Raw genomic sequence first — 26,932 nt, forward strand, 5'->3', positions numbered from 1 at the left:
GCGGGCGTTCCGGGTGAGGTCAAGGGGCCGCGCGCGCGGAACCGGCCAGTTTCGGCGATCCCAGTTCCGCGCTCAGCGCATCGTTCTTGAAGAAGGTGTACGACAGGGTGATGGTGGTGATGTCGCCGGGCAGGTTCGGATCGACGATGAAGCGCACCGGCATGTCGCGCTTCTCGCCGGCCTGCAGGGTCTGCGCGGTGAAGCAGAAGCACTCGGTCTTGGTGAAGTAGCCGGAGGCGCGCGCCGGCGCCACCGACGGCACCGCGCTGCCGACGATCGCGCGTTCGCCGTCGTTGCGCGCGTAGTACAGCGCTTCGTTGAGTTCGCCGGGCACCACCTGCATGGTCAGCTGCTCGGGATGGAACGACCACGGCAGCTTGGAATTCACCCCGCCGTCGAACTCGACCTTGACCGTGCGCTTGCCGAGCAGCGGCTTGCCGGCCTGCGGGCCTTCGCCCGGGCCGCGCTCCAGGCGCACGCCGAACACCTTCTCGCAGGCGATGCGGTACAGCGGCACCAGCGAGAAGGTCAGCACGAACACCGCCAGCGCCACGCCGACCAGCTTGAACAGCCCGGCGCTGCTGTGCACGCGCGGCGCCGGCGCGCTCATCGGCCGATCACCCCGGACAGGATGAAGCCGGCATAGATCAGCACCGCGACCGCGCCCACCACCAGCGCGGTACGCACGGCGCGCTTGCGGCGCAGGGCCAGATCGTCGAGCGGCGTCTGCGCGGTCATCAGTGGCTGATGTCGTCGTGGGCCAGGTCGCCGGGCTTGAGCACCGGCGGCAGGGTGAAGGTATGCGCCGGCGCCGGCGACGGCACCGTCCATTCCAGGCCGCGCGCGCCTTCCCACGCCCGCGCCTCGGCGCGTGCGCCGTTGCGCAGCGACGCCAGCAGGATGCCGGCCATCAGGAACGGAGTGACGAACATGCCGAACGCACCGATCGAGCTGACCAGGTTCCAGTCGGCGAACACCACGTTGTAGTCGGGAATGCGCCGCGGCATGCCGGCCAGGCCGAGGAAGTGCTGCGGGAAGAACAGCAGGTTGACGAACAGCATCGTCCACCAGAAATGGAACTTGCCCCAGGCCTCGCTGTACATGCGCCCGGTCCACTTCGGCCACCAGTAGTACACCGCGGCGATCAGCCCGAACACCGCGCCGGTGACCAGCACGTAGTGGAAGTGCGCGACCACGAAGTAGGTGTCGTGGTACTGGAAGTCGGCCGGCACGATCGCCAGCATCAGCCCGGAGAAGCCGCCGATGGTGAACAGGATGACGAACGACACCGCCCACAGCATCGGCGCCTCGAAGGTCAGCGAGCCCTGCCACATGGTGCTGACCCAGTTGAACACCTTCACCCCGGTGGGGATGGAGATCAGCATGGTGGCGAACATGAAGTAGATCTCGCCGCCCAGCGGCATGCCCACGGTGAACATGTGGTGCGCCCAGACGATGAAGCTCAGGAACGCGATCGCGGCGATCGCGTACACCATCGCCTGGTAGCCGAACAGCGGCTTGCGGCTGAAGGTCGGGATGATCTCGCTGACCACGCCGAACGCCGGCAGGATCATGATGTAGACCTCCGGGTGCCCGAAGAACCAGAAGATGTGCTGGTACATCACCGGGTCGCCGCCGCCGGCCGCATTGAAGAAACTGGTGCCGAAGAACTTGTCGGTCAGCAGCATGGTCACCGCGCCGGCCAGCACCGGCATCACCGCGATCAGCAGGAACGCGGTGATCAGCCAGGCCCAGCAGAAGATCGGCATCTTCAGCAGGTCGATGCCGGGCGCGCGCATGTTCAGCACGGTGGCGATGATGTTGATCGCGCCCATGATCGAACTGATGCCGGCGACGTGGATCGCGAACACGCTGAAGGCGACGTTGTAGCCGCCCTGCAGCGACAGCGGCGGGTACAGGGTCCAGCCGCCGGCCGGCGCGCCGCCGGGCAGGAAGAAGGTCAGCAGCAGCAGGGTGAACGCCACCGGCAGCAGCCAGAACGACCAGTTGTTCATGCGCGGCAGGGCCATGTCCGGCGCGCCGATCTGCAGCGGGATCATCCAGTTGGCCAGGCCGACGAAGGCCGGCATCACCCCGCCGAAGATCATCACCAGCGCGTGCACGGTGGTCATCTGGTTGAAGAATTCGGGCTTGACGAACTGCAGGCCCGGTTGCGCCAGCTCCGCACGGATCACCACGCTCATCGCCGCGCCGACGATGAACATCGTGAAGCTGAAAAGCAGGTACAGCGTGCCGATGTCCTTGTGGTTGGTGGAGAAGAACCACCGTTCCACGAAGCTCTGCTGATGCCCGTGCTCGTCGTGGTGATCGACTGCGGAATGGGCCATGGCGGCTACCTCAAAAAAGAATGCAGGAGATCAGGCGGCTTGCACGGTCAGGTGCGAACCGGAACGAAGACGGGGCAGCAGCGCCTGCGGCGGCGCGGCCGGCGCAGTGGCCTCGGGCGCGGGCGCAGCGGGAGCCGCCGGCGCGGCGGGCGCTTCGGCAGGTGCGGCGGCCGGCGCGGCCGGGGCCGCCGCCGGTGCCGGCTTGCGCGCCGCCAGCCACTTCTGGAAGTCCTGCTTGGACACCGCCTCGACCACGATCGGCATGAAGCCGTGGTCCTTGCCGCACAGTTCGGCGCACTGGCCGCGGTACACGCCGGGAGTGTCGATGTCGGTCCAGGCTTCGTTGATGATCCCGGGGATGGCGTCCTGCTTCCAGCCCAGCGCCGGCACCCACCAGGCGTGGATCACGTCGTCGGAGGTGATCACGAAGCGCACCTTGGTGTTCACCGGCAGCACCAGCCGGTTGTCCACGTCGAGCAGGTAGTGCGGATTGCTCTCCAGGCTCGGCACCTGGCCGCTCTGGCGCATGCGGTCCGAGTCGCGCGCCAGGCGGCTGGTGAAGGAGACGTTCTCGCCCAGGTATTCGTAGCGCCACATCCACTGGTAGCCGGTGACCTTGACCGTCAGCTCGGCGTCGCGGGTGTCGTACATGGCGATCAGCTTGGCCGTGGCCGGCCACGCCATCGCGATCAGGATCAGCACCGGGATCACCGTCCAGATCACCTCGGCCTTGGTGTTGTGGCTGAACTGCGCCGCGACCGCGCCCTTGGACTTGCGGAACTTGAACATCGCATAGCCCATCGCGCCGAACACCAGCACGCCGATGACCGCGCAGATCCACAGCGACAGCATGTTCGAATCGTAGGCGTTGCGCGCGCTCTGGGTGACGCCGCGGCCCATGTTCAACTGCCAGGGTTTCGGATCGGCCGATTGTGCCCACGCCATCGGGACGGCCAGCGCCGCCGCCAATGCCATCCCGCCCCTGACCGCCTGTTGCTTCCATCTGCCGCTTTGCTTCATTGCCTAGACCCCTTGGAGCGTCATCGGTTGCGGCCGGTCGCGGCCGCCAGCAAGCCTTCCAGGGTCTGCGCCAGCTCGCGGCGCTCGCCCGGGCCGAGAAACTCGCCGACCCGGACCTGCTTGCCGCTGCACGCCAGCACCACCCTGTCGTCGCCTTCGATCCGCAACCGCACCCAATGCGGGTGGGCGCGGAACGCCGGCGTTCCTGCATTCGTGCGGGTCACTTCCACGCAGCCCGGACCCACCCGGATGTCCTCTTCGCGCTCGCCGCTGCGCCATGACCAGCGCAGCGCGAGCGCCACCACGATGCTGTGCAACAAGGCGAACGCCGGCGCGAACACGTTGCCGGCGAACCACCCCAGCACCGCCACCGCCCACATCGCCCCGGCCAGCGCCGCGAACAACATCACGAATTGCCGGGCACTGAGCGCCCGCGGCGGCCGCAGCCGCAGCTGCGTACCCGCTCCCTCCGCAGAAAACGGACACATTTCGATCATGTCGAACCGCGCTTCCGAGCCGCCGCGCTGTACCAGCCGCGAGCAACGATTCGATGGTAGCCCCGGGCCTGCGCGCCGGCAAGCGCGCGTTCATCATAAAAAATGCTGCATTGCAACCAAATTCTCGCCGCAAGCGTTCAGCCATCGGTGCCCGCCGCAGGCAACCGTGCACCGCGCCGACGCGCTGCACGAGCGGGCGCTGGCATAAAATGCGCGCATCTTCCCTGGTCCTCCCTGCATGAACGCTCTGTCTGGCGCCGGTTCCTCACCGGCGATGCCGTCCGCGTCTCCCTCGCCGTTGCTTGCCCCCGAACTGCCCCCCGCCTCCCACGCGCTGCGCGCCGCGATCACCGCCGCATGGCTGAAGGACGAGGCCGACCACGTGCGCGAACTGCTCGAACAGGCGCGCCTGCCCGCCGCCGACCAGGCCAAGGTGCAGGCGCTGGCCGCCGACCTGGTCACCCGGGTGCGCGCCCGCGCCCAGAACCAGGGCGCGATCGAAGCCTTCATGCGCCAGTACGACCTGGGCAGCGAAGAGGGCGTGCTGTTGATGTGCGTGGCCGAAGCGCTGCTGCGCATCCCCGACCAGGAAACCGCCGACAAGCTGATCCGCGACAAGCTCGGCGACGCGGACTGGAAGAAGCACATGGGCGAAAGCGACTCGGTGCTGGTCAACGCCTCCACCTGGGGGCTGATGCTCACCGGCAAGCTGGTGCAGATCAACGACCTGACCCGCGCCGACGTGGCCGGCGCGTTCAAGCGCCTGATCGGCCGCGTCGGCGAGCCGGTGATCCGCCTGGCGGTGCGCCAGGCGATGAAGATCATGGGCCACCAGTTCGTGATGGGCCGTACCATCGGCGAGGCGCTGTCGCGCTCGAAGAAGGGCGACAACGCGCATTACCGCTACTCGTTCGACATGCTCGGCGAAGGCGCGCTGACCATGAAGGACGCGCACCGCTACCTCGACGCCTACCGCCAGGCGATCCACGCGATCGGCCGCAGCGGCCCCAACGGCTCGTACAAGGGCAGCGACGTGTTCGCCGCGCCCAGCATCTCGATCAAGCTGTCCGCGCTGTATCCGCGCTACGAGCACGCCAAGCGCGCGCGGGTAATGGCCGAACTGGTGCCGGGCGTGCTGGAGCTGGCGCAGCTGGCCCGGTCCTACGGCATCGGCTACACGGTGGATGCCGAAGAGGCCGACCGCCTGGAACTGTCGCTGGACATCATCGAGGCCACCTTCTCCGATCCGTCGCTGGACGGCTGGGAAGGCTACGGCCTGGCGGTGCAGGCGTACCAGAAGCGTACCCCGTACACGATCGACTTCCTCGCCGACCTGGCGCGCCGCGTCGGCCGCCGCATCCCGGTGCGCCTGGTCAAGGGCGCGTACTGGGACGCGGAGATCAAGCGCGCGCAGGTCGAGGGCCATCCGGGCTACCCGGTGTTCACCCGCAAGCAGAACACCGACGTGTCGTACCTGGCCTGCGCCAAGCGCATGTTCGCGCACAGCGACGCGCTGTACCCGATGTTCGCCACCCACAACGCGCAGACCATCGCCGCGGTGCGCGCCATCGCCGGCAGCAAGGACTACGAACACCAGAAGCTGCACGGCATGGGCGACGACCTGTACGCCGAGGTGATTCCCGCCGACCGCCTGGGCGTGCCGTGCCGGGTGTACGCGCCGGTCGGCTCGCACGAGGACCTGCTGCCATACCTGGTGCGGCGCCTGCTCGAAAACGGCGCCAACTCCAGCTTCGTCAACCGCATCACCGACGAGGACGTGGCCATCGAGGACCTGATCCGCGATCCGGTCGAAGCCGTGTCCGCATTCGCCTCCATCCCGCATCCGAAGATTCCGCTGCCGGCCGATCTGCTGCGCAGCCAGAACCACAACAGGAAGAATTCCATGGGCGCCAACCTCGCCAACGACAACGACCTGCGCGCGCTGGCCGACCAGCTCAACGCCGCGATCAAGCCCTGGCAGGCCGTGCCGCTGGTGCCGGGCGCGGTGATCGCCAGCGCGCCGCTGGACGTGACCAACCCCGCCGACCGCCGCCAGGTGGTGGGCCGCTGGCAACCGGCCGACGCCGCCACCGTGGAGAAGGCGCTGGCCAACGCGGTCGCCGCGCAGCCGGGCTGGAACCGCACCCCGGCCGCCAGCCGCGCCACCATCCTCGAGCACGCCGCCGATCTGCTGGAAGCGCGCATGCCCGAGTTCATCGCGCTGTGCGTCAAGGAAGCCGGCAAGACCCTGCCCGACGGCGTCGCCGAAGTGCGCGAGGCGGTGGATTTCCTGCGCTACTACGCCGGCCAGGCGCGCGCCCAGTTCGGCGCGCCCGAGCGCCTGCCCGGGCCGACCGGCGAGTCCAACGAACTGCAGCTGCACGGCCGCGGCGTGTTCGTGTGCATCAGTCCCTGGAACTTCCCGCTGGCGATCTTCCTCGGCCAGGTCGCCGCGGCACTGGCCGCCGGCAACAGCGTCATCGCCAAGCCGGCCGAGCAGACCAACCTGGTCGGCCATGCCGCGGTGAAGCTGCTGCACGAGGCCGGCGTGCCGGAAGCGGCGGTGCAGTTCCTGCCCGGCGACGGCGCCACCGTCGGCGCCGCACTGACCCGCGATGCGCGCGTGGCCGGCGTCGCCTTCACCGGCTCGACCGAGACCGCGCGCGCGATCAACCGCGCGCTGGCCGCGCGCGACGCCGCGATCGGCGTGCTGATCGCCGAGACCGGCGGCCAGAACGCGTTCATCGCCGACTCCTCGTCGCTGCCCGAGGCGGTGGTCAAGGACGCGATCTCCAGCGCCTTCATCTCCGCCGGCCAGCGCTGCTCGGCCGCGCGCGTGCTGTTCGTGCAGGACGACATCGCCGACAAGGTGATGACCATGCTCGCCGGCGCGATGGCCGAACTGAAGATCGGCGACCCGGGCCTGCTGTCCACCGACGTCGGCCCGGTGATCGATGCCGACGCGTTGCAACTCCTCACCGACCACGCCGCGCGCATGGACCGCGAAGCGCGCCTGATCGCGGTGGCCGCCAGCGACGACGGCACCGCGCACGGCAGCTTCTTCGCCCCGCGCGCCTACGAACTGCAGTCGCTGGCGCAGCTGCAGCGCGAGATCTTCGGCCCGGTGCTGCACGTGATCCGCTGGAAGGCCGACCAACTCGACGCGGTGATCGAGCAGATCAACGCCACCGGCTACGGCCTGACCCTGGGCGTGCATTCGCGCATCGACGAGACCATCGAGCGCATCGCCGCCCGCGTGCAGGTCGGCAACGTCTACGTCAACCGCAACCAGATCGGCGCGGTGGTCGGGGTACAGCCGTTCGGCGGCCAGGGCCTGTCCGGCACCGGCCCCAAGGCCGGCGGTCCGCACTACCTGTTGCGCTTCGCCACCGAGAAGGTGGTGACGGTCAACACCACCGCGGCCGGCGGCAATGCGTCGCTGCTGACCCTGGGCGACTGATCGGCGCAAGGGTTCTGTGCGGCATTCTGTAGGAGCGGCTTCAGCCGCGACAGGCACTCTCCGGTAAGCCAATGTCGCGGCTGAAGCCGCTCCTACACGACAGCGAAGCGCAATTGGCGGCGGATCAACGGCTCCGCCGCCACGTCCTCATGCACCCATCAGCCATGCCAGTGCATCGGCCCCTGGCACAGGCACTGGCCGTCGTCGCTGAGATGCCCGAACAGGCTCTCCAGCAAATCGTGCGACGGCGTCCATTCGCCGATCGCCGGATGGATCAGCATCGCCTTGCGCGCGGTCAGGCGGCTGCCCGACAGCACCGCCTCGATCGCCGCGCGCTCGTAGGCCTTCACCGCGCGGATCAGGCCATGGACCGCATCCGGCAGCGGCGCGGTCGGGCACGGCACGATGCGGTCGCGGTCGATGTGCGAGGAAATCTCCACGATGTCGTCGTCGGGCAGATCGGCGATCGCGCCCTGGTTGCGCACGTTGACCACGATCTTCGCCGGCACCGCGCCGGTCAGCGCGCTCATCACGTCGATGGCGATGCGGTGGTAGCCGGTGCTGACCCGGAACGGATCGGCCTGCAGGCTGACCCCGGCATCGAACGCCGAACCGCCTTCGGCCTCGAGCTTCATGTACGAGCCCGAGCGCTGGTTCAGATACGCCGCATAGGTCTGCACCGCACCGTGGCCGTCGCCGGCCTGCAGGCGGCTGCCCAGCGTGGCGATCAGGGCATGGTTCAAGGTCTCGATCTCGGCGCCGCGGCTGCCGCCCTGCGTGCGCTGGTTGGCCAGCGCGCGGCGCCGCTCGTAGTAGAAGAACAGGTATTCGCTGGGAATCAGCCGCAGCTCGCGGATCATGTCGAAGTCGAACAGCGGCGCCAGGTACAGCTGGCGCAGCAGCGCGTCGTCCTGCAGCAGCCGGTCGATGACCTCTTCGCCGTGCAGGCGCACGCCACGCACCCAGCCCAGGTGATTGAGGCCGACGTAATCGCACTCCACCGCGTCGTGGTGCGCGCCCAGCGCATGCGCGATGTTGTGGAACAGTTCGGTCGGGGTGTCGCAGATGCCGACGATCTTGGCGCGGGTATGCGTGGTCACCGCCTGGGTGATCAGCCCGGCCGGATTGGTGAAGTTGACCAGCCATGCGTCCGGGCTCAACTGCTCGACCAGCCGCGCCTGCGCGATCGACACCGGCACGGTGCGCAAGGCCATGGCCACGCCCGCCGGGCCGGTGGTCTCCTGCCCCGGATAGCCCTGGTCGATGCTCACCCGCTCGTCGGCGGCGCGCTGCGCGATGCCGCCGATGCGGATGCTGTTGAGCACGAAGTCCGCGCCTTCGATCGCATCCTCCAGCGAATCGGCCGCGCGCAGGCGCAAGTCGCCGCCGAACTCGCTCACCACTGCGCGGCCCATCGCGACCATCAGCTGCACGCGCTCCGGATCCGGGTCGTACAGCACCATCTCCTCCACGCCCAGTGCCGCGGCCGCCTCGTTGACCCCATACACGACCAGTGGCGAGCGCACCCCGCCACCGCCGATCAAGGCGATCTTACGATTCGTTGCTGTCATTGCGGTTCCTCAGTTGGTCGAAATCGGGGAGGCCGTCCAGCGCGCCGAGCGCGGCGCAGCAGGACGCGCCGCAGAAGCAGGCGCGGCGCAGGCAGTCGTCGAGTCCTGCGCCGTCGAGCAGCGCATCGATGAAGCCCGCGTCGAAGGCGTCGCCGGCGCCGGTGGTGTCGCGCACCTGCACCGCGGGCGCGGCCACCAGGCGCGCGCCGGCCGCATCGACCGCCATCGCGCCGGCGCCGCCGAGCTTGATCGCCGCATGGCGCAAGCCCAGCGTCTGCGCCCACTGGCGGCACGCCTCGGCGCCGTCGCCGCAGCCGAGCAGCGCGGCCTCTTTCTGATTGGGCAGGAAATAGTCCACCTCGCGGCAGGTGGCCAGGTTCTGCGGCGCGCTCAGCCAGTCCGGGCTGAAGCCCACGTCCAGCGACGTCGTGCAGCCGGCCGCAGCCAGCGCCGGCAGCAGCGTCTGCGCCAGCGCGCGCGACAGCGGCATCGCGAAATGCACGTGGCGCGCCGCGCACAGTTCGTCCAGCACCTCGGCGCGCGCGAGCAGCGCGTCGAGCTTGGCGTTGGCGCCCAGGTAGGTGAAGAACGCACGGTCGTCGGGCATCGACACGCTGACCGTGATCCCGGTGCCGGCCGGGTCGCTGCGCAAGCCGTCGCTGCGCACCTGGAACTGGCCCAGGCGCTGTTCGAACCATGGCCGGTCGCTCTCGCCGATCAGGCCGATCAGCCGCGTGCTGCGCCCCAGCCGCGCCAGCCCGCAGGCGGTGTTGACGGTACCGCCGCCGAGTTCGCGCAGATAGGCGCTGGCCAGGGCTTCCTCGCCCGGCTGCGGCCAGCGCTGGAACCCGCTGAGGATGTGATCGGCGTAGATCTCGCCGACCACGGCGACGTCGCACGCGCTCATCGCGCTACCCAAGGCCATGTGCCCTGCCTCCTGGCTTGAATCAAGAACAGCGCCGTGCCCACACACAACGCCACGACCGCCGCGAGCAGATGGCGGCCCTGGCTGGTGGCCAGGATGTACAGCCAGCCGGCCACGCTCACCCATAGCGGCCACGGATACAGCGGCATCGAGAACGCCTCCGGCGGACGCTGTGCCTGCCGCCGCAGCAGCACCACCGCCAGGCACTGCGCCATGAACTGGAACATGATCTGGATGACCATCAGCGTGGCGATCAGGTCGTCCAGCGACAGCAGGCAGGCCAGCGCCGAGGTCGCGCCGACGAACAGCAGCGACACGGTCGGGAAACGCCCGCGCGGATGCAGCCGCGCGAACACCCGGAAGAACTGCCCCTCGGCCGCCGCCGCGTACGGCACCCGCGAATAGCCCAGCAATACCACCAGCGCGGAGCCCCAGCTGGCCAGCATGATCAGCGCGACCGCGATGGTGCTGCCGACATGCCCGTAGATCGCCTGCATGAAGTCGGCGACCACCGCCTTCGACTGCGCCGCCTGCTGCCACGGCAGCACGCCGAGGATGGCCACGTTCAAGCCCAGGTACAGCGCCGCCACGATCGGGATCGAACACAGCACCGCCAGCGGGATGTTGCGCCGCGGCTGGCGGATCTCGCCGCCGAGCATGCACACGTTGTTGTAGCCGCCGTAGTCGTACACCGCGATCAGCGCCACCGCGCCGAAGCCGAGCCAGAAGCCGTGCGGCGAGACCGCACCGGCATGCAGGAAACGCCGCGCGATCGCCATGTCGAAATGCAGCAGGCCGCTGGCCACGATCCACACCACCGCCGCCACCACCGCGGCGGTGACCAGCAGCGACAGCACCTGCACCGAGCGCACTTCGCGGTACAGCAAGACGGTGTTGAACAGGCACAGCGCCGCGGCGATCGCGGTCAGTTGCCATGGCGCCAGGCCCGGCGCCAGAAAGGCCAGGTACTGGGTGAAGCCGACCGCCGCCGCGCCGATCGACAACGGCGCGGTCAGCAGCGTCTGCCACAGGTAGAGAAAACCGAACAGGCTGCCCAGGCGGTCGCGGCCATAGGCCTCGCGCAGGTAGTGGTACGGCCCGCCGGATTTGGGAATCGCCGAGCCCAGTTCGGCCCAGACCAGGCCGTCGCACAGGCACAGCAACGCGCCGGCCACCCAGCCCAGCAGCACCATCGGTCCGGCCAGCGCCGACAACGCCAACGGGATGGTGATGAACGGGCCGATGCCGACCATGTTCAGCAGGTTCGCGGACAGCCCGCCCCAGAATCCGATCGCGCGCGGCGGCACGTGCTCGGCATCGTGACGCGTCGCATCGGGCGTGGTCAGCAGCATGCAGACTCCCTTGTCGCCGGCGCGACGCAGTGGATCGGATGGAGACGGTCGGTGTGTACGCGGCGCAGGCTCATGCGTGTGTTCCCCGCAGCGAGTCCGCGCAATGGATCGCGGCGGCGCGGCGGCGATGCAGATCGAGCACCAGCACCTCGTTGCGGCCTGGACGCAGCCACGGCCCGGGGCAGTACAGGCCTTGCTGCGGCCCGATCCGCCAGTAGCGGCCGAGCAACCGGCCATTGACCCACAGATAGCCCTTGTCCCACTCGCGCATGTCCAGGTAGGCGTCGCCGGGCGTCTCGACCACGATCTCCGCACGGAAGAACAGCCCCGGCCGCGACGACGCCGCGCGCAGCGGCAGCAGCGTCTTGATCCAGGCGTCGTCCAGCGCGATCGGATACGCCTGCCACTCCTGCAGCGGCGCGCCTTGCAACTGCACGGCGCCGACCAGCCCCTTGGCATCGCCCAGCGCCGGACCGAAGTTCACATGGCCGAAGCTGTCGACCAGGATCTCCAGCGTGCGCTCGGCCTGCTGCGCCCGCGGCAGCGTCAGCTGCGGCGAGGACTGCAACGTGCGATGCCGCACCCGCGACACGTGCCCCACTTCCTCGCCATCCACCTGCACCACCGCGTAGTCGTGCGCGCCGTCCACACGCAACTGCGCGCCGGGACCGATGCGGCGGCGATACAGCACCAGTCCCTGGTCCTGGCCGAACAGGAGTTCGTTGCCGGCCGGCGCCACGGTCGCGACCGGTGCCGCGGGCAGGTTGTCCCACAAGGACGCATAGGGCAGCGCCAGGGTCGGCGCGAACGTCGTGCGTGGCGGCGCCGCCGGCGGCAACGGCAAGCGCTGTGGCACAGACGCGGCGATCGCGTCGCGCATCGCCCAGTACGCCGGCGTCGCCGCGCCGCGCTCGTCGATCGGCGCGCCGTAGTCGTAGCTGGTCAACGCCGGCTGGAAGTTGGAGCCGTCGTCGTCGGCATTGGCGCCGGCGCTCAGGCCGAAGTTGCTGCCGCCATGCACCACGTACAGGTTGAACGAATGGCCATGCGCCAACAGCCGGCGCAGCGTCGGCAGGTAGTCGCGCCGCGCGAAGTCCGCCTCGCCCCAGTGCGTCAGCCAGCCCGGATAGCCCTCGGCCACCCACACCGGCGCGTCGCCGGCGAACACGCGGCCGTGCTCCAGATCGGCCAGGTCGGCACCGTCCAGGCCCAGCGCCGCGCCGGGCAGGTACGCCTTGCGCCGGCGCAGGTCCTTCATCCCGTCGGCGACCGCGAACGGCCCGTCGATGCCGTGCTCCTGCCACAGCGCGCGCAACGCCTGCAGATAACCGACGTCGTCGCCGAACATCGAATACTCGTTCTCGATCTGCAGCATCAGCACCGGCCCGCCGGCCGCCGCCAGCAACGGCGCGATGCGCGGCGCCACCGCCGCGATGTAGCGCCGCACTGCGGCCATGTAGCGCGCATCGCCGGCGTCGCGCAGGCGCATGCCGGGTTCGCGCAACAGATAGGCGGGCAGGCCGCCGAGCGTCCACTCGGCGCAGACGTAGGGACCCGGCCGCAGATAGACCCACATGCCTTCCTGCGCGCACAGGCGGATGAAGGCGACGAAATCGCGGCGATCGCTGTCCAGGTCGAACACGCCCGGTGCCGATTCCAGCGCGTTCCACATCAGATACAGGGCGATGGTGTTCAGGCCCATCGCCTTGGCCATGCGGATCCGCTGCAACCAGTACTCGCGTGGAATGCGCAACGGATGCATCTCGCCGCTGCGGATCTGCCACGGCTGGCCGTCGAGCACGAACTGCTTTTGCGCGAAACCGAACGCGTGCGGGCGTCCGTCCGGTTCGGGCGCGACGGCCGTGGCGACGGCACCCGCTGGCGCGGCCGCCATCCCGAGCGGCGCCAGCACACTCAGCAAACAAAAATGGCGACGTTTCATCGAAGTCTCCGTGGGCAGCGCGGCACGGGGCGATGCAGGCCTGCATCGCCCCGATCCCGCGGAGAACTGGCTAGAACGCGTACTTGGCGGTCAGCAACGTGGTCATGCCGGCATCGACGATGTCCGAGACCGCCAGATCGCTGCGGCCCACGTGCGCCCAGTAGCTGTACTCCTTGGTCAGGTTGGAGATCGACAGATCCAGGCTCAGGCCGTTGTCGAAGTGGTAGCCGGCATGCAGGTCCACGCGCCGGGTCGGACGCGCCCACAGGTCGTCCCAGGTCGCGCCCTGGTGCAGATAGTCGTAACTGAGCAGATACGAGCTGCTGAAGTGGTAGCTCAGGTTCACCGAGAAACGCTCGCGTTCGTAGAACAGCTCGACGTTGGCCATGGCATTGGGTGCCGACTGCATGTGCTCGTTCTCGAAGCCGTCCATGCCCAGGTCGGCGCGCGCATGCTGACGGGTGGCGTTGAAGCTCACGCCCAGGCCGTTCAGCGGTTCGGGCAGATCCTGGAAGCGCTGGCGCGCGCTGACCTCCAGGCCATAGACGCGGCCGTCGCCGCCATTGGTCGGCATCGAATAGAACACCGTGCCGCTGCCGCTGGTGCCGGGATTGGCCTGGCCGGAGCCGGCGTCGTAGATGTAGTTGCGCAGGCGCTTGTAGAAGCCGGCGACCGAGAAGAAGCCGCCATGCTCGGTCGACCATTCCCCGGACAGGTCCAGGTTGGTCGCTTCGATCGGCTTCAGGTCCGGGTTGCCCTGGGTGATCGTGGTGACGGCGGGGACGCTGTTGGAGATGCTGATGTTGGATCCGCCGCCCAACTGCACGAACGCGGGCCGGGTATAGCTGGTCCACAGCGAGGCGCGGTAGGCGGTGCGCGCGTCGGGGCGCCAGGTCAGGAACACGCTCGGCAACGGTTCGTCGTAGGCGGTGTGGTTGCTGTCGAAATAGCCGACTGTTTCGTTGCCGTCGGCGTCGGACGGCGTCACCCAGAACGTGTTGTGGATACTGCTGTGCTCGAAGCGCACGCCCGGCACGATTTCCAGGTTGCCGAGCGAGAAGGTCGCCATCGCATAGGCTGCGGCGACCGCCTCGGTGCCGCGCATCGTGTTGCAGTTCCAGTTGTTGACGTAATACGCCTTGCCGCAGCTGTCCAGGTCGTCGTCGCGCAGATGGCTGTAGATGACGTTGCTGACCGCGGTCTCGCTGACCTTGGGCGTGACCCAGGGATACTTGCCGGGAAAGATGGCGCTGTAGTTGCCGTTGAAGATGCCCAGGTCGCCGAGCGTGCTGGTGTCGTCGACGCCGCCGGTCCACCAGTCGCGGTTGCTGAAATTGCGCGAGCTCTTGCTGTACTTCACCCCGAACTGCAGCGCCGACAGCGCGCCGTCCTCGAAGTCGTAGCGCACGTCGAACTTGGCGCCGCCCTTCTTCTGCCCGGAATAGATCTTGGTCAGTTCGCCGTAGCTGCTGGCGTACAGCGATGGGATATTGTTGACCTGCGCCAGCAACGCCGGAGTCAGTTGCGGATACGGGAAGGCGCCGCTGCCGTAGTTGACCAGGCTGCTGCCGGAGTAGGCGTAGTTGGTCTGCGAGAACTTGTCCTCGCGGCCGTCGATCTCGACATGGTCGGGACGGTCGTTGTCGCCGAAGCTGTAGAACAGGTTCGGCATGAAGGTCCAGCCGCCGGAGGTCTTGCGCGCGCCGATCTGGAACGTCGCCAGGTCGGCGATTTCCGGATTGGTCTCGTACCAGAAGCGCGAGGCGATGCGGCCGATGTTGGGCGTGTAGACGCCTGCTGTCGCGCTCGGCACATAGGTCACGTCCTGCGGCAGCAGCTGCACGAAGGTGGTGCCCTGGTCGGTCTTGGCGTAGGCGTAGGTGGCGCGCGCGTACAGCGACAGGCTGTCGTCGACCTGCCAGTCGAACGAGGCGTTGCCGCCGTAGCGGCGTTCCCAGCCGGCGACCACGCCGACATTCATGCCGGTGCTGGTCAGGTTGTGCTGCGGATCGTAACCGGCGGCGTTGCCGCCGTCGGCATCGGCATGCAGGAACGCCCACGAATGGTCGTTCAGCGCGCTGGTCGCCGCGGCGACCTCGCTGTTGGTCGAAGTGCGGTAGTCGTAGTAAGCGCTGGCATAGAAGCCGAACTGCTGTTCGTCGCCGAACTTGTGCTGGAACTCGCCGGCCAGGCCGCCGCCCAGGCCGTCGCCGCCGTAGTCGCGCGCGCGACTCTCCAGCCGGCCGCTGCCGGTCACGCTGCCGCTGGTGGTCTGCTTGAAATCGAACGCGGTAGGCGTACGGAAGTCGATGGTGCCGCCGATCGCATCGCCGTCCATGTCGGCGGTGGAGGTCTTGTTGACCACGATGGTCTGCAATCCCGACGGCGGCAGCAGGCTGAGCTGCACGCTGCGGCTGTAGGGCATGCCCTGCGCGACGGTGACACCGTCGATCAGGTTGACGTTGTACTCCGACGGCAATCCGCGCACCGAGGCGAACATGCCCTCGCCGCGCGCCGCGCCATCCACGCCGCCGAAATAGCCCGAACCGGTGGTGGTGATGTTGATGCCCGAGATCAGCCCCAGCGCCTCGGCGACATTGTGCACCGCGGTGTGCTGCAGGTCGTTGGCGGACAGCACGTCCACCGTGTTCACGGCATTCATCTTCAGGTTGCTGGCGTCGTAGCGGTTGGCGACGACGGTGATGTTCTTCAGCTGCTTGACCTCGTCCAGCGCGACGGTGAGCGCGGTGGTGCCGGTGTCGCTCACCTCGAAGCTGGTCTGCGCCGCGCTGAAACCCGGATAGCTCGATTCCAGCGCGTATTGCCCGGCCGGCACATCGGCGATGGCGAAATGCCCATTGGCATCGGTCACCGCGCTGTACGCGGTCCCGGCGATGCCGACCCGCGCGTTCGCGGCGGGCTTGCCGCCTTGCACGCTGACCTGACCGGTCACCGTCCCCGCCACCGCCGTCAATGCGGCGCTCGCCCCCAGTACCGCCAGGATCGCCTCAACCAGGATCTTGCCGTTCGAACGCTTGCCACTGCACATGATGCTTCCCCTCGCCAAAAGTGCCATGCACCGGGCGCGACGCATGTCGGCAACCCGGATGTCGTTTGGACCGACCGGACGCAAGGCGAATGCATGGCGCGCACGCTGCGGCGCTGCGCGCAAAAACGGGCGCGCACGGGCAACGGGACACGGGAAACAAACGCGACGGCGTCGGTCAGATCAGACCGCGATGCACGATTAGCGTCGAGGCGGCGAGTAGCCGGCGACGCACTTGTCGCGTGAGCGCAGGGCACTCAGCTTGTGGCGAACGGTCATGCCGGCCCGCCTCGAGAAACGCGGACGGCAGCCAGTGCCGAAGGCGCGGTACAGGAAAACAGCGGCGTTGCAGCGCAGGACGAAGGAGTCGATTCGCGGTGGTGCATTGCCAACCTCTCCCATTCGACGACCGCAGGCCGGATGGCGACGGCATGACTGCCGTGGCCGCATGCCGATGTCACATCCCCATCGGCTTCACAAGCCTTCTACGCCCGGGTGGGATGCCTGTCAAGCATTCGCGACGATATGCGCGAAGCCGCGTCAGGGGAAGGGAAACACGCACAAAAAAGCCCCGCCGAAGCGGGGCTTTGGTGGCTCGCGGCCTGCGCCGCGAGACTGTCGCGCAAGCGCTCGATCAGAACTTGTAGTTGACCGACGCCGCCAGCACGTTGCCGCTGACGTCGTAGCTGCCGATCAGGGTGTTGCCGGTGGCAGTGGTCGAGTTGATGCTCGGATCGCTGGTGAACAGGTGGGTATAGCCGAAGCTGTACTCGGCCTGCTCGGACGGACGCCAGCTCAGACCCAGCGAGACCCACTTGCGGCTCGCGTCGGGCACGCGCACGTCGCGGTGCTCGTTGCTGGTCGGGGTTTCGTCGTAGGCCAGGCCGCCACGCAGAGTCAGCGTGTCGCTCATGCGGTAGTCGGCACCGATCGAGACGAAGGTGGTGTCGTTGTAGGCGAAGTTCAGCACGCTGTCGGGCTGGTTGTTGGCGAAGTCCACCGTCACCTGGTCGAACTTGCTCCAGGCGGTGCGGCTGACGTCGGCCATCACCGTCCACTGCTCGTTGATGGTGTGGGTGAAGCTGGCGGTCGCGCTGGCCGGCAGCGTGACCGTGGCGCGGCCCTTGGTGTCGACGAAGGTGCCCGGCGCAGCGACGGCCAGCACGGTGGCGGCGTTGGCCGGCGTGGTGAAGTCGGCGGTGCCGTCGGTGATCTTGTGCTCGACCTTCGACCGGTAGCTGAAGCCGATGTGGGTGTTCTCGTCGATGCTGAACAGGCCGCCCAGGGTGTAGCCGATATCGGTGCTGTCGCCCTTGATGCGCGAGTAGCCGTCGGCGCTGCCCGGCGCGAAGCCCGGCACGCGGCGCGCGGCCAGGACCGAACCCAGATCGATCGCGTTGGACAGATCGATGTCCAGGCGCTCGGCGAACACCGACGCGCCGAACGACACGTACGGGTTCACGTCGTAGGAGAAGGCGAGGTTGAGGTCGATCGCCTGCAGCTCGGTCTTGACGCCGTTGTAGCGGCCTTTCCAGTCGCGGTCGTATTCGGTCTTGAAGCCGTACGGCACGGTCAGCGAGGTGCCGAAGTGCATGTTGTTGTTTTCGCCGAACGGCAGGTGGAAGTAGACCGCCGGGACCGGCGCGATCGTGCCGGCATCGCCGCCGTTGCCGCCGGAGATCGCCGAGCCGGTGGCGTAGGTGCCGGTGCCCTCGTACTTGGCCGCGAACTGGATCGCGCTGACGTCGGCCTGGAACACCTTGCCGTCGAGCTGGCGCATGCCGGCCGGGTTGTTGGCGATGATCGAGGCGTCGCCGGGGGCGCTGCCGGAGCCGGCGAAGGCGCGGCCCAGGCCCTTGGCGCTGTTTTCCTTGAGCTGGAACGCGGCGCCGTGCGCCTGACCGATGGTCAGGGCGCCGACGATGCCGACGGCCAGGGCGGTGAAGCGGACGAACTGGGTTGCGTTTTGCATGGCTTGTTACTCTCCGGAAGACGAAAATGTCTGTGTTCGCGTCTGCGCATCCCCGCTGAGCAAGCCGGAAATGCGCGCCGGAGTCCCCTCCCGACATACGACGCCGTATGCAGTATACCCCTCTGCGTTAACCGAACAATAACAATACCGCCCGTTCAGTTTCGCGCGGAGTAGGCGTGCGTTCAGCCGGAGGGAGCCGGTATCGTTACGGGCCGCGTCCCCCGGTACTGGCATGTTCGTCTCCATTCCCTCCCGCGACCGGACCACGCTGCGCTGGGCCACGCCGTTGCTGTTCGCGGCGATGTGGCTGGCGTTCCTGTGGTCGATCAGCCGCCCCAACCAGGCCCGCGCCACGTTGTGGCTGGACTGGGGCGCGCTGTCGGCCGGCGTCGCCAGCCCGCGCGACTGGCTGGCGACGGTGCAGGACGGCAGCGTGCTGCGGCTGTTCACCGCGCTGTTCCTGCATGCCGACTGGTCGCACCTGCTCGGCAACCTGGTGTTCCTGCTGATCTTCGGCCTGCCGGCCGAGCGCGTGCTCGGGCCGTGGCGCTTCCTGCTGCTGTTCCTGGGCGGCGGCGCCCTCTCCAACCTGGCCGCGGTGTTCGCGATCGGCACCCCGGACCGGGTCATCATCGGCGCCAGCGGCGCGGTCTCGGCGCTGATCGGCACCTACCTGGCGCTGTTCCCGCGCGCCAAGCTCGGCGTGGTGCTGCCGCTGGGGCTGTTCCTGGAATTCGTGCGCGCGCCGGCTTCGCTGCTGATCGGCACCTGGGCGGCGCTGCAGGTGGTGTTCGCCTATATCGGCCCGGCCTTCGGCATGGTCGCCTGGTCCGCGCACCTGACCGGCTTCACCCTGGGCATGGCGTACGGGCTGTACGTGCGCGCGGCGATCGCGCGGCGCCTGCGCAAGCGCAAGGGCTTTTGATCCGCCACGCCATCGCGCTACCGCGCTCTATACTTCGCGCATGGCCAAGTCCCTGTACAAAGTGACGTTCCTCAACCACGGCAAGGTGTACGAGCTGTACGCGCAGCACGTGGGCAGCAGTCACCTGTGGGGCTTCAGCGAGATCGGCGGGCTGGTGTTCGACCTGCACGACGGCCTGGTCGTCGACCCCACCGAAGAACGCCTGCGCGAGGAATTCGGCGACACCAAGATGCTGCACCTGCCGATGCAGAGCATCGTGCGCATCGAGGAAGTGGAGAAAAAAGGCCAGTCCGCGATCCGCGACGCAGCCACCGGCGAAAAGGTGATCACCCCGTTCCCGATGCCGGGCAAACCGCGCTGAGCGCATGCGGGGTGAAGTGCCGCCAGCGCCACGCCGCTGTCGGCATCCGGTGATTCTGTAGGAGCGGCTTCAGCCGCGACCGGGCGTTGCCGGTAACGCGCGGTCGCGGCTGAAGCCGCTCCTGCAAGAGCATCGTGCGGATCGCAATGCGCTCGATCGCAGGTGGCGCGCCATGCACGGCGCACCACGCCGCGCACCCTGCCGGCGCGGCGAACGGCAAGCGCCGCGTCAGTCGCCCGAAGGCGGCGTCGGCGTGTCGGTCTTGGGCGGATCGACCTTCAGCGTCTCTGCGGCCGGCGCTTCGGTCTTCGGCGCCACGCTCTTGGGCGCGAGCGTCGCCGGCTTGGCCGCGGTCGGCGCGGCCGCCTTCGGCTTGGCCTTGGCCTGCTTGGCCGCAGCGGCCCTGGCCACCGCGCCGGGCTGTTTCAGTTCGGCCAGCGCCTGCGCGATCGGTGCGTCGCCGGGCAGCACGTCGCCGGCGCTATAGCCCTCGGCGCCTTCGTCGTCGCCGTGCAGGTGGCCGGGCAGCGTCGCTTCGCTGTAGTCGGCCAGCACCGCCGGCTTGTCCGCGTCTTCCTTGCTCTCTTCCGGGCGCAGTATCACCTCCGGCACGATGCCGCTGGCCTGGATCGACTTGCCGCTGGGGGTGTAGTAGCGCGCCGTGGTCAGCTTGACCGAATCGCCGTTGTCCAGCGGCAGCACGGTCTGCACCGAACCCTTGCCGAAGGTGCGGCTGCCGACGATGCGCGCGCGCTTGTTGTCGCGCAGCGCACCGGCCAGCACTTCCGAGGCGCTGGCCGATCCGGCATCGACCAGCGCGACCATCGGCGCACCGTTGAGCAGATCGCCGGGCGTGGCATCGAACTTGGAATCGCTGACCGAGATGCGCCCGCGCGTGGTCACGATGGTGCCCTTGTCGAGCAGGTCGTCGGCCACCTGCACCGCCGCGGTCAACAGGCCGCCGGGATTGCTGCGCAGGTCCAGCACCAGGCCGCGCAGCTTGCCGCCGGACTGCGCCTGCAACTGCTGCAGCTGCTTGTGGAAGTCCGCGCCGGTATCGGCCTGGAACGTGCTGATGCGGATGTAGCCGTAGCCCGGCTCGAGCATGCGGCTGCGCACGCTGGCCACGCGGATGGTCTGCCGGGTCAGGGTCACGTCGAACGGCTTGTCCACCTTCTCGCGAACGATGGTCAGCACCACCTTGCTGCCCGACTCGCCGCGCAACGGCTCCATCGCCTTGACCGCGCTGATCGGCTTGCCGTCGATGGCGACGATGATGTCGCCCGAGCGCACGCCGGCGCGCGCGGCCGGCGTGTCGTCGATCGGCGACACCACCTTGAGCGTGTTGTCCGGCAGCTGCAGCAGTTCCACGCCGATGCCGTCGTAGGCGCCGGTGGCCTGTTCGTCGAAGGCCTCGGCGTCTTCCTTGCTGAAATAGGTGCTGTGCGGATCCAGGTCGAGCAGCAGGCCGCGGATCGCCGACTGCATCAGCTTCTTGTCGTCGACCGGGTCGACGTAGGCTTCCTTCACCGCGTTGTACACCGCCACGTAGCGGCGGATCTCGTCCAGCGGCACGCGCGAGGTGGCCGATTCGGTGGCGTCCGGATCGTCAGCACTGGCGGTGGAGGCCGAGGGCGTCTGTTCGCCGGCGCTCTGCGCCATCGACGGCAGCGGCGCCAGAGCAAGCAACAGGGCAGCGGACAGAACTACGCGCATGAAGCACTCCGATTGGGGGATGACCTGCACCGTCCACGGCGCAGCTGTCCGGATTATGCGCGAAAGCGGGCTAAATCCGCGTTGAATGCACGGCCTCGGTGGCGCTCAGCGCCGCTGCAGCCACGACGACGGATCCACCGGCTGGCCGTTGCGGCGCAATTCGAAATACAGCGCCGGGCGCCCCTGGCCGCCGGAATTGCCGACCTTGGCCACCGCATCGCCGCGCTTGACCCGCGCGCCGGGATCGCGCAACAGCGTGTCGTTGTGCGCGTACAGGCTCATGTAGCCGTTGCCGTGGTCCACGATCAGGATCATGCCGTACCCGGTCATCCAGTCGGAGAACACCACCGTGCCGTCGGCCACCGCGGTGATGGTGCTGCCGGCCGGCGCGGCGATCAGCACGCCGTTGCTGGTGCGCCCATCGGGCAGCTTGCCGCCGTAGCGCGCGATCAGGTCGCCGGACAGCGGCCAGCCCAGGCCGCCGACCTTCAGCGCCGGCGCCGAGGCCACCACCTTGGGCGGCACCTTGCTGCCGCCGCGCGACGGATTCTTCGCCGCGGCCTTGGCCTGCGCGGCCTGCTCGGCCGCCGCGCGCCTGGCTGCCGCACGGCGCTCGGCCTCGGCCCGCGCCGCCGCCGCACGCAGATTGGCCAGCAACGTCTCCAGCGCCTTGGCGTCCTGGCCCAGCGCCTTCTCGCGCTCGCTGCGGTCCTGGTAGCGCTCGTCCAGTTCGGACACCAGGCTGGCGCGCTGCTTGCGGTCGCGCTGCAACGCCGCCGCCTGTTCCTGCTGCTGGCGCTGCGCTGCGCTGAGCTGTTGCCGCTTTGCCGCGACCTCGCGCTGTACCTGCTCCAGCGCCTGCAGCTCATGGGTCAGTGTGGCGATACGCTGCGCGCGTTCGCGCTGCAGATAGCGGTGATAGGCCAGCAGGCGGTTGGCGTCGGCCACCCGGTCCTGCGCCAGCAGCAGCTTCAATGGCGCATTGCCGCCGATCGCATAGGCCGCGCGCAGCAGCTGCGCCAGTTCGGCGCGCTGCCGCACCAGGCCGTTGCGCAGCGTGTCGCGCTTGCGCTCCAGTTCGGCCAGGGTCTGCTGGTGCTGCTGCAGCGCCTGCTGGGTCTGCGCCAGGCTGCGCCCGGTGGTGGCCACCTTCTCGTCGGCCTCGCGCAGTTGGCGCGCGGCATCGCCGCGCTTGCCTTCCAGCTGGCGCCGCTCCTCGGCCACGCTCTTCAGCTCGCCGCGCACCTTCTCCAGGCGGCGCTCGGCCTCGCGCGGGTTCTGCGCCAGCGCCAGCGTCGCGATCAGCAGCAACACCGTCCCCGCCAGCCACCTCGTTGCCGCGTGCCCAGGCGCGCGCAGGCGCCGCCCCGGCGCGGCAGGCGAGGCGGAGCGCAACGAAGCGGAGGCGGTTGCGGGCAAGGGCTGGTCCAATGACTTCAGGCAGGTGCGGATTGTAACGAAGCATGTTGTGATCGCCGCACAAGTAGGTGCCGCGACTGGCCGGCGTCCCGGAGGTGGGTGATGAAGCGTACGCATGTATCGGTCCTGTTGGCGCTGGCCCTGGCCGCCGGCCCCGCCCTGGCCGCAGAAGGCATCAGCAAGGTCAACGGCAGCATCACCGCCGAATCGGGCAAGCAGTACGGCGACCTGGAAACCGTGAACGGTGGCATCACCGTCGAATCCGGCGCCAGCGTCGGCGATGTGGAAACCGTCAACGGCAGCCTCAAGATCGCCGACAACGCGCAGACCGGAGGCTTGTCCACGGTCAACGGCGGCATCCGTGTGGGCCAGCAGGTGCAGATTTCCGAGTCCATCGAGACGGTCAACGGCGGCATCTTCGTCGACCGCGGCGGCCGCATCGGCGGCAGCGTGGAGAGCGTCAACGGCAGCATCGGCCTGGTCGCCACGCAACTGGAAGGCGGCATCGAGACGGTCAACGGCGACATCACCGTCGGCCACGATTCGCACCTCGGCGGCGGCATCGAGATCAAGAAGCCGAGCTTCAGCATCTCGTTCAAGCCGACGCGCAAGCCGCGCATCATCATCGGTCCGCGCGCGGTGATCGACGGTCCGCTGCATTTCGAGCGCGAGGTGACCCTGTACGTGCATCGCAGCGCGAAGACCGGCCCGATCAGCGGCGCCACCGCGCAGCCGTTCGACGGCGACACCGCGCCGGAGAATTGATCCGGCCGCGTCGTCCGCACTGCCGGCGGCGCGCGCGCGGGACTTGCCTATAGAATCGGGATTCCTCACACCCCAGGAGCCCCCATGTCCCGCAAGCTTGTGCTGTGCCTGGCCGCCGCGGCCACGCTGACCGCGTGCAAGCGCGAGGCGCCGGCCCCGGCCGCCGATGCCGCGCCGCCCGCGCCCGCTCCTGTGGCCGCCGCAGGCCACGCCTTTTCTCCCGAGATCACGCCGGCCGACTTCGGCGAGCTGGTCAAGACCCTGTCCTCGGACACGTTCGAAGGCCGCGGTCCCGGCACGGCGGGCGAAGAGAAGACGGTCTCCTATATCCGCGATCAGATGCAGCGTATCGGCCTGCAGCCGGGCAACGGCGACAGCTGGTTCCAGGACGTGGCGATGACCGAGACCACGGCCGATCCGAACACCACGCTGAAGCTGGAGCAGAACGGCAAGCCGCGCGAACTGAAGTTCGGCACCGACATGGTGATCGGCACCCGCACCGGCCAGACCGAGGTCAAGATCGACACCAGCGACATGGTGTTCGTCGGCTACGGCGTGGACGCGCCCGAGCAGAAGTGGAACGACTACGCGGACCAGGACTGGAAGGGCAAGACGGTGGTGATGTTCGTCAACGACCCCGGCTTCCACACCGAGGACGGCGCGTTGTTCGAAGGCAAGCGCATGACCTATTACGGGCGCTGGACCTACAAGTTCGAGGAAGCCGCGCGCAAGGGCGCGGCCGCCGCGCTGATCGTGCACGACACCCCCGGCGCCAGCTACGGCTGGGACGTGGTGAAGAATTCCTGGTCCGGCGCGCAGTACGACCTGCCGGCCAAGGACGATCCGGAACCGCGCATCCCGGCGCAGGGCTGGATCACCGCGCAGGCCGCCAAGCAGCTGTTCGCCGACGCCGGGCTGGACCTGGACCAGGCCTACAAGGACGCGAGCAAGCGCGGCTTCAAGCCGGTGCCGCTGAAGGCCAAGCTGTCGGTGGACCTGAAGAGCACGATCTCCGAGAAGAAATCGCGCAACGTGGTCGGCGTGCTGCCCGGCAGCAGCCGTGCCGACGAAGCGGTGCTGTACATGGCGCACTGGGATCACCTGGGCAAGCACGAGGGCGAGACCGGCGACAACATCTACAACGGTGCGGTCGACAATGCGACCGGCGTCGCCGGCATCCTCGAGATCGCCGACGCATTCGTGCACCAGCAGCCCAAGCCGGAACGCTCGGTGGTGTTCCTGGCGGTGACGCTGGAAGAGTCGGGGCTGCTCGGTTCCAAGTACTACGTCGCCCACCCGACCTTCCCGTTGAACAAGATCGCCGGCGTCATCAACCTCGACGCGATGCCGGTCGCCGGCCGCGCCAAGGACCTGGTGGTCAACGGTTTCGGCAGCTCCGAGCTGGAGGACCTGCTCAAGCCGATCGCCGCCGCGCAGGGCCGCGTGCTGCATGCCGAGTCCTCGCCGCAGAGCGGCTTCTACTTCCGCTCCGATCACTTCAACTTCGCCAAGGCCGGCGTGCCGGCGCTGTACATCGATGGCGGCGAAGACCTGGTCGACGGTGGCATCGATGCCGGCAAGCGCGCTGCCGAGGACTACGGCAAGCATCGCTACCACACGCCCGCCGACCAGTACGATCCGGCGACCTGGAAGCTCGACGGGGTGATGGACGACCTGCAGGCCGTCTACGGCGTCGGCAAGGGACTGGCGGCGGGCGACGCATGGCCCAACTGGTATCAGGACAATCCGTTCAAGGCCGCCCGCGACAGCATGATGGGCAATGCCAAGCAGGCAGCGGCGACGCCGGGCAAATGACCGGCTGACGCGTTCCTGGCGATGGTCACGACAACGGCGCTGCGGCGCCGTTGTCGTTTCGAACTATCGGCCATCGCCGCTGGCGAGTGAGCCAGCGCTTTCCTGTAGGAGCGGCTTCAGCCGCGACAGGCGTTCCCGATATGGCCTGTTGCAGCTGATGGTCCTGGGATTCCCCCGAACCGCCTCTACGAGTTTCGTTGCCTGTTAACCACCGGGACGCAAACCGCTCCAACGCAAGGTCATGGCGCATGACGCGCATAAAAAACGCCTGGACACTCGCGTGTCCAGGCGCATCGTCGAACGTTTATAGCGCATGGGCCGACCGCGACGTTGCGCGGCCGACCATGCCGCTGCGTCAGGCGGCCTGCTTGGCTTTCTCCAGGCTGGCCATGTCGATGACGAAGCGGTACTTCACGTCGCCCTTGAGCATGCGCTCGTAGGCCTCGTTGATCTGCGCCATCTCGATCGTCTCGATGTCCGACACGATGCCGTGCTTCGCGCAGAAATCGAGCATTTCCTGGGTCTCGCGGATGCCGCCGATCAGCGAGCCGGCCAACTGCCGGCGCTTCATGATCAGATTGAACACCGTGGGCGACGGATGCGGCTCGGCCGGCGCGCCCACCAGCGTCATCGTGCCGTCGCGCTTGAGCAAGGTCAGGAACGCGTCCAGGTCGTGCGAGGCCGCGACGGTATTGAGGATGAAGTCGAAGCTGTTGGTATGCGCCGCCATCTCCTCCGGCAGCTTGGACACCACCACTTCGTCGGCGCCCAGACGCAGCGCATCCTCCCTCTTGTTCGCCGAAGTCGTGAACAGCACCACATGCGCGCCCATCGCGTGCGCGATCTTCACGCCCATATGGCCCAGACCGCCCAGGCCGACGATGCCGACCTTCTTGCCCGGTCCCACCTTCCAGTGATTCAGCGGCGAATAGGTGGTGATCCCGGCGCACAGCAGCGGCGCCACCGCGGCAAGGTCCTTTTCGGCATGGCGGATCTGCAGCACGTACTTCTGGTCGACCACGATATGGTCGGAGTAACCGCCATAGGTATTCTCGCCACCGAACATCGGGCCGTTATAGGTGCCGACGAAGCCGCTTTCGCAATACTGCTCTTCGCCGTCCGCGCAGGACGCGCAATGCCGGCAGCTATCGACCATGCAACCGACGCCGGCCAGGTCGCCGACCTTGAAGGCCTCGACCTGCTCGCCGACCGCGATCACGCGGCCAACGATTTCATGTCCCGGCACGGACGGATATTGGGTGTTCTGCCATTCGTTGCGCGCCGTATGCAGGTCGGAATGGCAGACGCCGCAGTAGAGGATCTCGATGCTGACATCCTGCGGCCCGGTCGCGCGGCGCTCGAACGCGTAAGGGGTCAGCGGCTGATCGGACGCCAGTGCGGCGTATCCATTGGCTTGGCTCATGGGAGAGTTCTCTCGTGACGGGGGAAGGGGTAGCGGCTTGAGGGACTCCGGTGTCGTCGGAGCCGACAGCGCAGGTCGAAGCCGGCTGGCGCGGCAGACGAAAAGTCTAAGCCGCGATGCATTAAAAGCACGCATCGCCGGTGGAACGGAGCGAACCATCGTGGCAGGCAGGCCAGGGAACCAAGGACGCCGTCGCGGGATCGCTCGGATCGGCCACGGGCGTTCGACTGGGGAGGTATATGCGAACCCGTTGGACGGGCGTGTGGTGAGCGCGGAGGGGGATTGAGGCGCTGGGTGTCACGCAGGTCCACGACCTGAAGTACGAGGACGGGCTGTGGGAAGCACGTGCGCACAGTGCGACGGGTCAGCGGGTGG

At 68.3% G+C, this 26,932-nt stretch carries 19 protein-coding genes; 5 read left to right on the top strand and 14 right to left on the bottom strand.

Translation table 11 applies throughout. From position 1 onward, the window contains the following. Positions 1–19: 19 nt before the first annotated feature. From JR064_RS11810 to JR064_RS11825, 5 genes are read right to left on the bottom strand one after another with little or no spacing between them, the layout of a single operon-like run. Positions 20–610: a cytochrome c oxidase assembly protein gene (locus JR064_RS11810; RefSeq protein ID WP_179567870.1), complete on the bottom strand. Its 591-nt coding sequence runs from the start codon at positions 608–610 to the stop codon at positions 20–22. Continuing rightward, positions 607–738: a hypothetical protein gene (locus JR064_RS23235; RefSeq protein WP_255432700.1), complete on the bottom strand. Its 132-nt coding sequence runs from the start codon at positions 736–738 to the stop codon at positions 607–609. Before JR064_RS23235 ends, JR064_RS11810 begins: the two co-directional genes overlap by 4 nt. Continuing rightward, positions 738–2,348, bottom strand: coding sequence for a cytochrome c oxidase subunit I (gene ctaD, locus JR064_RS11815; protein WP_185815048.1), 1,611 nt, complete (start codon positions 2,346–2,348; stop codon positions 738–740). Before ctaD ends, JR064_RS23235 begins: the two co-directional genes overlap by 1 nt. Positions 2,349–2,378: 30 nt before the next feature. Further along, positions 2,379–3,368: a cytochrome c oxidase subunit II gene (gene coxB / locus JR064_RS11820; RefSeq protein ID WP_191826926.1), complete on the bottom strand. Its 990-nt coding sequence runs from the start codon at positions 3,366–3,368 to the stop codon at positions 2,379–2,381. A 20-nt stretch (positions 3,369–3,388) separates the two neighbouring features. Then, positions 3,389–3,865 carry a DUF2244 domain-containing protein gene (locus JR064_RS11825; protein ID WP_179567876.1) on the bottom strand — a complete coding sequence of 159 codons (477 nt, stop codon included), beginning with the start codon at positions 3,863–3,865 and terminating at the stop codon, positions 3,389–3,391. A 274-nt stretch (positions 3,866–4,139) separates the two neighbouring features. Here JR064_RS11825 and putA point away from each other — a divergent pair, with 274 nt between their 5' ends. Further along, a complete protein-coding gene (gene putA / locus JR064_RS11830; protein ID WP_369916606.1) occupies positions 4,140–7,325 on the top strand; it encodes a bifunctional proline dehydrogenase/L-glutamate gamma-semialdehyde dehydrogenase PutA in 3,186 nt (1,061 codons plus the stop codon). Positions 7,326–7,483: 158 nt separating this feature from the next. Here the strand turns inward: putA and JR064_RS11835 are convergent, their stop codons facing one another. The 6 genes from JR064_RS11835 to JR064_RS11860 all read right to left on the bottom strand — a co-directional run bounded on the left by JR064_RS11835 (position 7,484) and on the right by JR064_RS11860 (position 18,133). Continuing rightward, the gene (locus JR064_RS11835; RefSeq protein WP_206229844.1) at positions 7,484–8,896 is read right to left on the bottom strand and encodes a family 4 glycosyl hydrolase; all 1,413 of its coding nucleotides are present in this window, start codon (positions 8,894–8,896) and stop codon (positions 7,484–7,486) included. Further along, the gene (locus tag JR064_RS11840; protein ID WP_206229854.1) at positions 8,877–9,803 is read right to left on the bottom strand and encodes a carbohydrate kinase family protein; all 927 of its coding nucleotides are present in this window, start codon (positions 9,801–9,803) and stop codon (positions 8,877–8,879) included. Before JR064_RS11840 ends, JR064_RS11835 begins: the two co-directional genes overlap by 20 nt. After that, on the bottom strand, positions 9,800–11,173 hold the full coding sequence (locus JR064_RS11845; RefSeq protein ID WP_206229845.1) for an APC family permease: 1,374 nt from the start codon (positions 11,171–11,173) through the stop codon (positions 9,800–9,802). The genes JR064_RS11840 and JR064_RS11845 overlap by 4 nt, the downstream gene beginning before the upstream one ends. Positions 11,174–11,243: 70 nt before the next feature. Beyond that, positions 11,244–13,115, bottom strand: coding sequence for a beta-galactosidase (locus tag JR064_RS11850; protein WP_206229846.1), 1,872 nt, complete (start codon positions 13,113–13,115; stop codon positions 11,244–11,246). A gap of 70 nt (positions 13,116–13,185) precedes the next feature. Continuing rightward, the gene (locus tag JR064_RS11855; RefSeq protein ID WP_206229847.1) at positions 13,186–16,164 is read right to left on the bottom strand and encodes a TonB-dependent receptor; all 2,979 of its coding nucleotides are present in this window, start codon (positions 16,162–16,164) and stop codon (positions 13,186–13,188) included. Between the two features lie 631 nt (positions 16,165–16,795). Then, positions 16,796–18,133, bottom strand: coding sequence for an outer membrane protein transport protein (locus tag JR064_RS11860; protein WP_145708758.1), 1,338 nt, complete (start codon positions 18,131–18,133; stop codon positions 16,796–16,798). A 232-nt stretch (positions 18,134–18,365) separates the two neighbouring features. On the opposite strand from JR064_RS11860, the gene JR064_RS11865 reads away from it, so the two are divergent. Both JR064_RS11865 and JR064_RS11870 read left to right on the top strand, forming a co-directional pair. Further along, positions 18,366–19,058, top strand: a complete 693-nt coding sequence (locus tag JR064_RS11865) for a rhomboid family intramembrane serine protease (protein WP_039006253.1) — start codon at positions 18,366–18,368, stop codon at positions 19,056–19,058. Between the two features lie 40 nt (positions 19,059–19,098). Continuing rightward, the gene (locus JR064_RS11870) at positions 19,099–19,419 is read left to right on the top strand and encodes a DUF1820 family protein (protein ID WP_142742976.1); all 321 of its coding nucleotides are present in this window, start codon (positions 19,099–19,101) and stop codon (positions 19,417–19,419) included. Positions 19,420–19,647: 228 nt separating this feature from the next. Here JR064_RS11870 and JR064_RS11875 read toward each other — a convergent pair whose 3' ends face one another. Beyond that, the gene (locus JR064_RS11875) at positions 19,648–21,135 is read right to left on the bottom strand and encodes a S41 family peptidase (protein ID WP_191826918.1); all 1,488 of its coding nucleotides are present in this window, start codon (positions 21,133–21,135) and stop codon (positions 19,648–19,650) included. Positions 21,136–21,240: 105 nt separating this feature from the next. After that, positions 21,241–22,494: a murein hydrolase activator EnvC family protein gene (locus tag JR064_RS11880; RefSeq protein ID WP_425510298.1), complete on the bottom strand. Its 1,254-nt coding sequence runs from the start codon at positions 22,492–22,494 to the stop codon at positions 21,241–21,243. A 162-nt stretch (positions 22,495–22,656) separates the two neighbouring features. Between JR064_RS11880 and JR064_RS11885 the strand changes: the two genes are divergently transcribed. Together JR064_RS11885 and JR064_RS11890 are read left to right on the top strand one after the other, a co-directional pair. After that, complete coding sequence (locus tag JR064_RS11885; RefSeq protein WP_179567892.1) at positions 22,657–23,319, top strand: DUF4097 family beta strand repeat-containing protein; 663 nt, start codon at positions 22,657–22,659, stop codon at positions 23,317–23,319. Between the two features lie 84 nt (positions 23,320–23,403). Further along, positions 23,404–25,134 (top strand): M28 family metallopeptidase, encoded by a 1,731-nt coding sequence (locus JR064_RS11890; protein ID WP_206229848.1) that lies wholly within the window; start codon positions 23,404–23,406, stop codon positions 25,132–25,134. A 355-nt stretch (positions 25,135–25,489) separates the two neighbouring features. Here the strand turns inward: JR064_RS11890 and JR064_RS11895 are convergent, their stop codons facing one another. After that, positions 25,490–26,557, bottom strand: coding sequence for an NAD(P)-dependent alcohol dehydrogenase (locus JR064_RS11895; RefSeq protein WP_206229849.1), 1,068 nt, complete (start codon positions 26,555–26,557; stop codon positions 25,490–25,492). Between the last annotated feature and the right edge of the window lie 375 nt (positions 26,558–26,932).

Origin of the sequence: Xanthomonas bonasiae, assembly GCF_017163705.1 — a bacterium.
In the GTDB taxonomy this organism is placed as follows: Bacteria; Pseudomonadota; Gammaproteobacteria; order Xanthomonadales; family Xanthomonadaceae; genus Xanthomonas_A; species Xanthomonas_A bonasiae.

Bases quoted from the DNA above. Each gene is read 5' to 3' on its own strand.
- putA (WP_369916606.1), top strand. From the start codon at position 4,140: ATGCCGTCCGCGTCTCCCTCGCCGTTGCTTGCCCCCGAACTGCCCCCC.
- JR064_RS11870 (WP_142742976.1), top strand. From the start codon at position 19,099: ATGGCCAAGTCCCTGTACAAAGTGACGTTCCTCAACCACGGCAAGGTG.
- JR064_RS11850 (WP_206229846.1), bottom strand. From the start codon at position 13,115: ATGAAACGTCGCCATTTTTGTTTGCTGAGTGTGCTGGCGCCGCTCGGG.
- JR064_RS11885 (WP_179567892.1), top strand. From the start codon at position 22,657: ATGAAGCGTACGCATGTATCGGTCCTGTTGGCGCTGGCCCTGGCCGCC.
- JR064_RS11890 (WP_206229848.1), top strand. From the start codon at position 23,404: ATGTCCCGCAAGCTTGTGCTGTGCCTGGCCGCCGCGGCCACGCTGACC.
- JR064_RS11855 (WP_206229847.1), bottom strand. From the start codon at position 16,164: ATGTGCAGTGGCAAGCGTTCGAACGGCAAGATCCTGGTTGAGGCGATC.
- JR064_RS11845 (WP_206229845.1), bottom strand. From the start codon at position 11,173: ATGCTGCTGACCACGCCCGATGCGACGCGTCACGATGCCGAGCACGTG.
- JR064_RS11895 (WP_206229849.1), bottom strand. From the start codon at position 26,557: ATGAGCCAAGCCAATGGATACGCCGCACTGGCGTCCGATCAGCCGCTG.
- JR064_RS11810 (WP_179567870.1), bottom strand. From the start codon at position 610: ATGAGCGCGCCGGCGCCGCGCGTGCACAGCAGCGCCGGGCTGTTCAAG.
- JR064_RS23235 (WP_255432700.1), bottom strand. From the start codon at position 738: ATGACCGCGCAGACGCCGCTCGACGATCTGGCCCTGCGCCGCAAGCGC.
- JR064_RS11825 (WP_179567876.1), bottom strand. From the start codon at position 3,865: ATGATCGAAATGTGTCCGTTTTCTGCGGAGGGAGCGGGTACGCAGCTG.
- JR064_RS11860 (WP_145708758.1), bottom strand. From the start codon at position 18,133: ATGCAAAACGCAACCCAGTTCGTCCGCTTCACCGCCCTGGCCGTCGGC.
- ctaD (WP_185815048.1), bottom strand. From the start codon at position 2,348: ATGGCCCATTCCGCAGTCGATCACCACGACGAGCACGGGCATCAGCAG.
- JR064_RS11840 (WP_206229854.1), bottom strand. From the start codon at position 9,803: ATGAGCGCGTGCGACGTCGCCGTGGTCGGCGAGATCTACGCCGATCAC.
- JR064_RS11835 (WP_206229844.1), bottom strand. From the start codon at position 8,896: ATGACAGCAACGAATCGTAAGATCGCCTTGATCGGCGGTGGCGGGGTG.
- JR064_RS11865 (WP_039006253.1), top strand. From the start codon at position 18,366: ATGTTCGTCTCCATTCCCTCCCGCGACCGGACCACGCTGCGCTGGGCC.
- coxB (WP_191826926.1), bottom strand. From the start codon at position 3,368: ATGAAGCAAAGCGGCAGATGGAAGCAACAGGCGGTCAGGGGCGGGATG.
- JR064_RS11875 (WP_191826918.1), bottom strand. From the start codon at position 21,135: ATGCGCGTAGTTCTGTCCGCTGCCCTGTTGCTTGCTCTGGCGCCGCTG.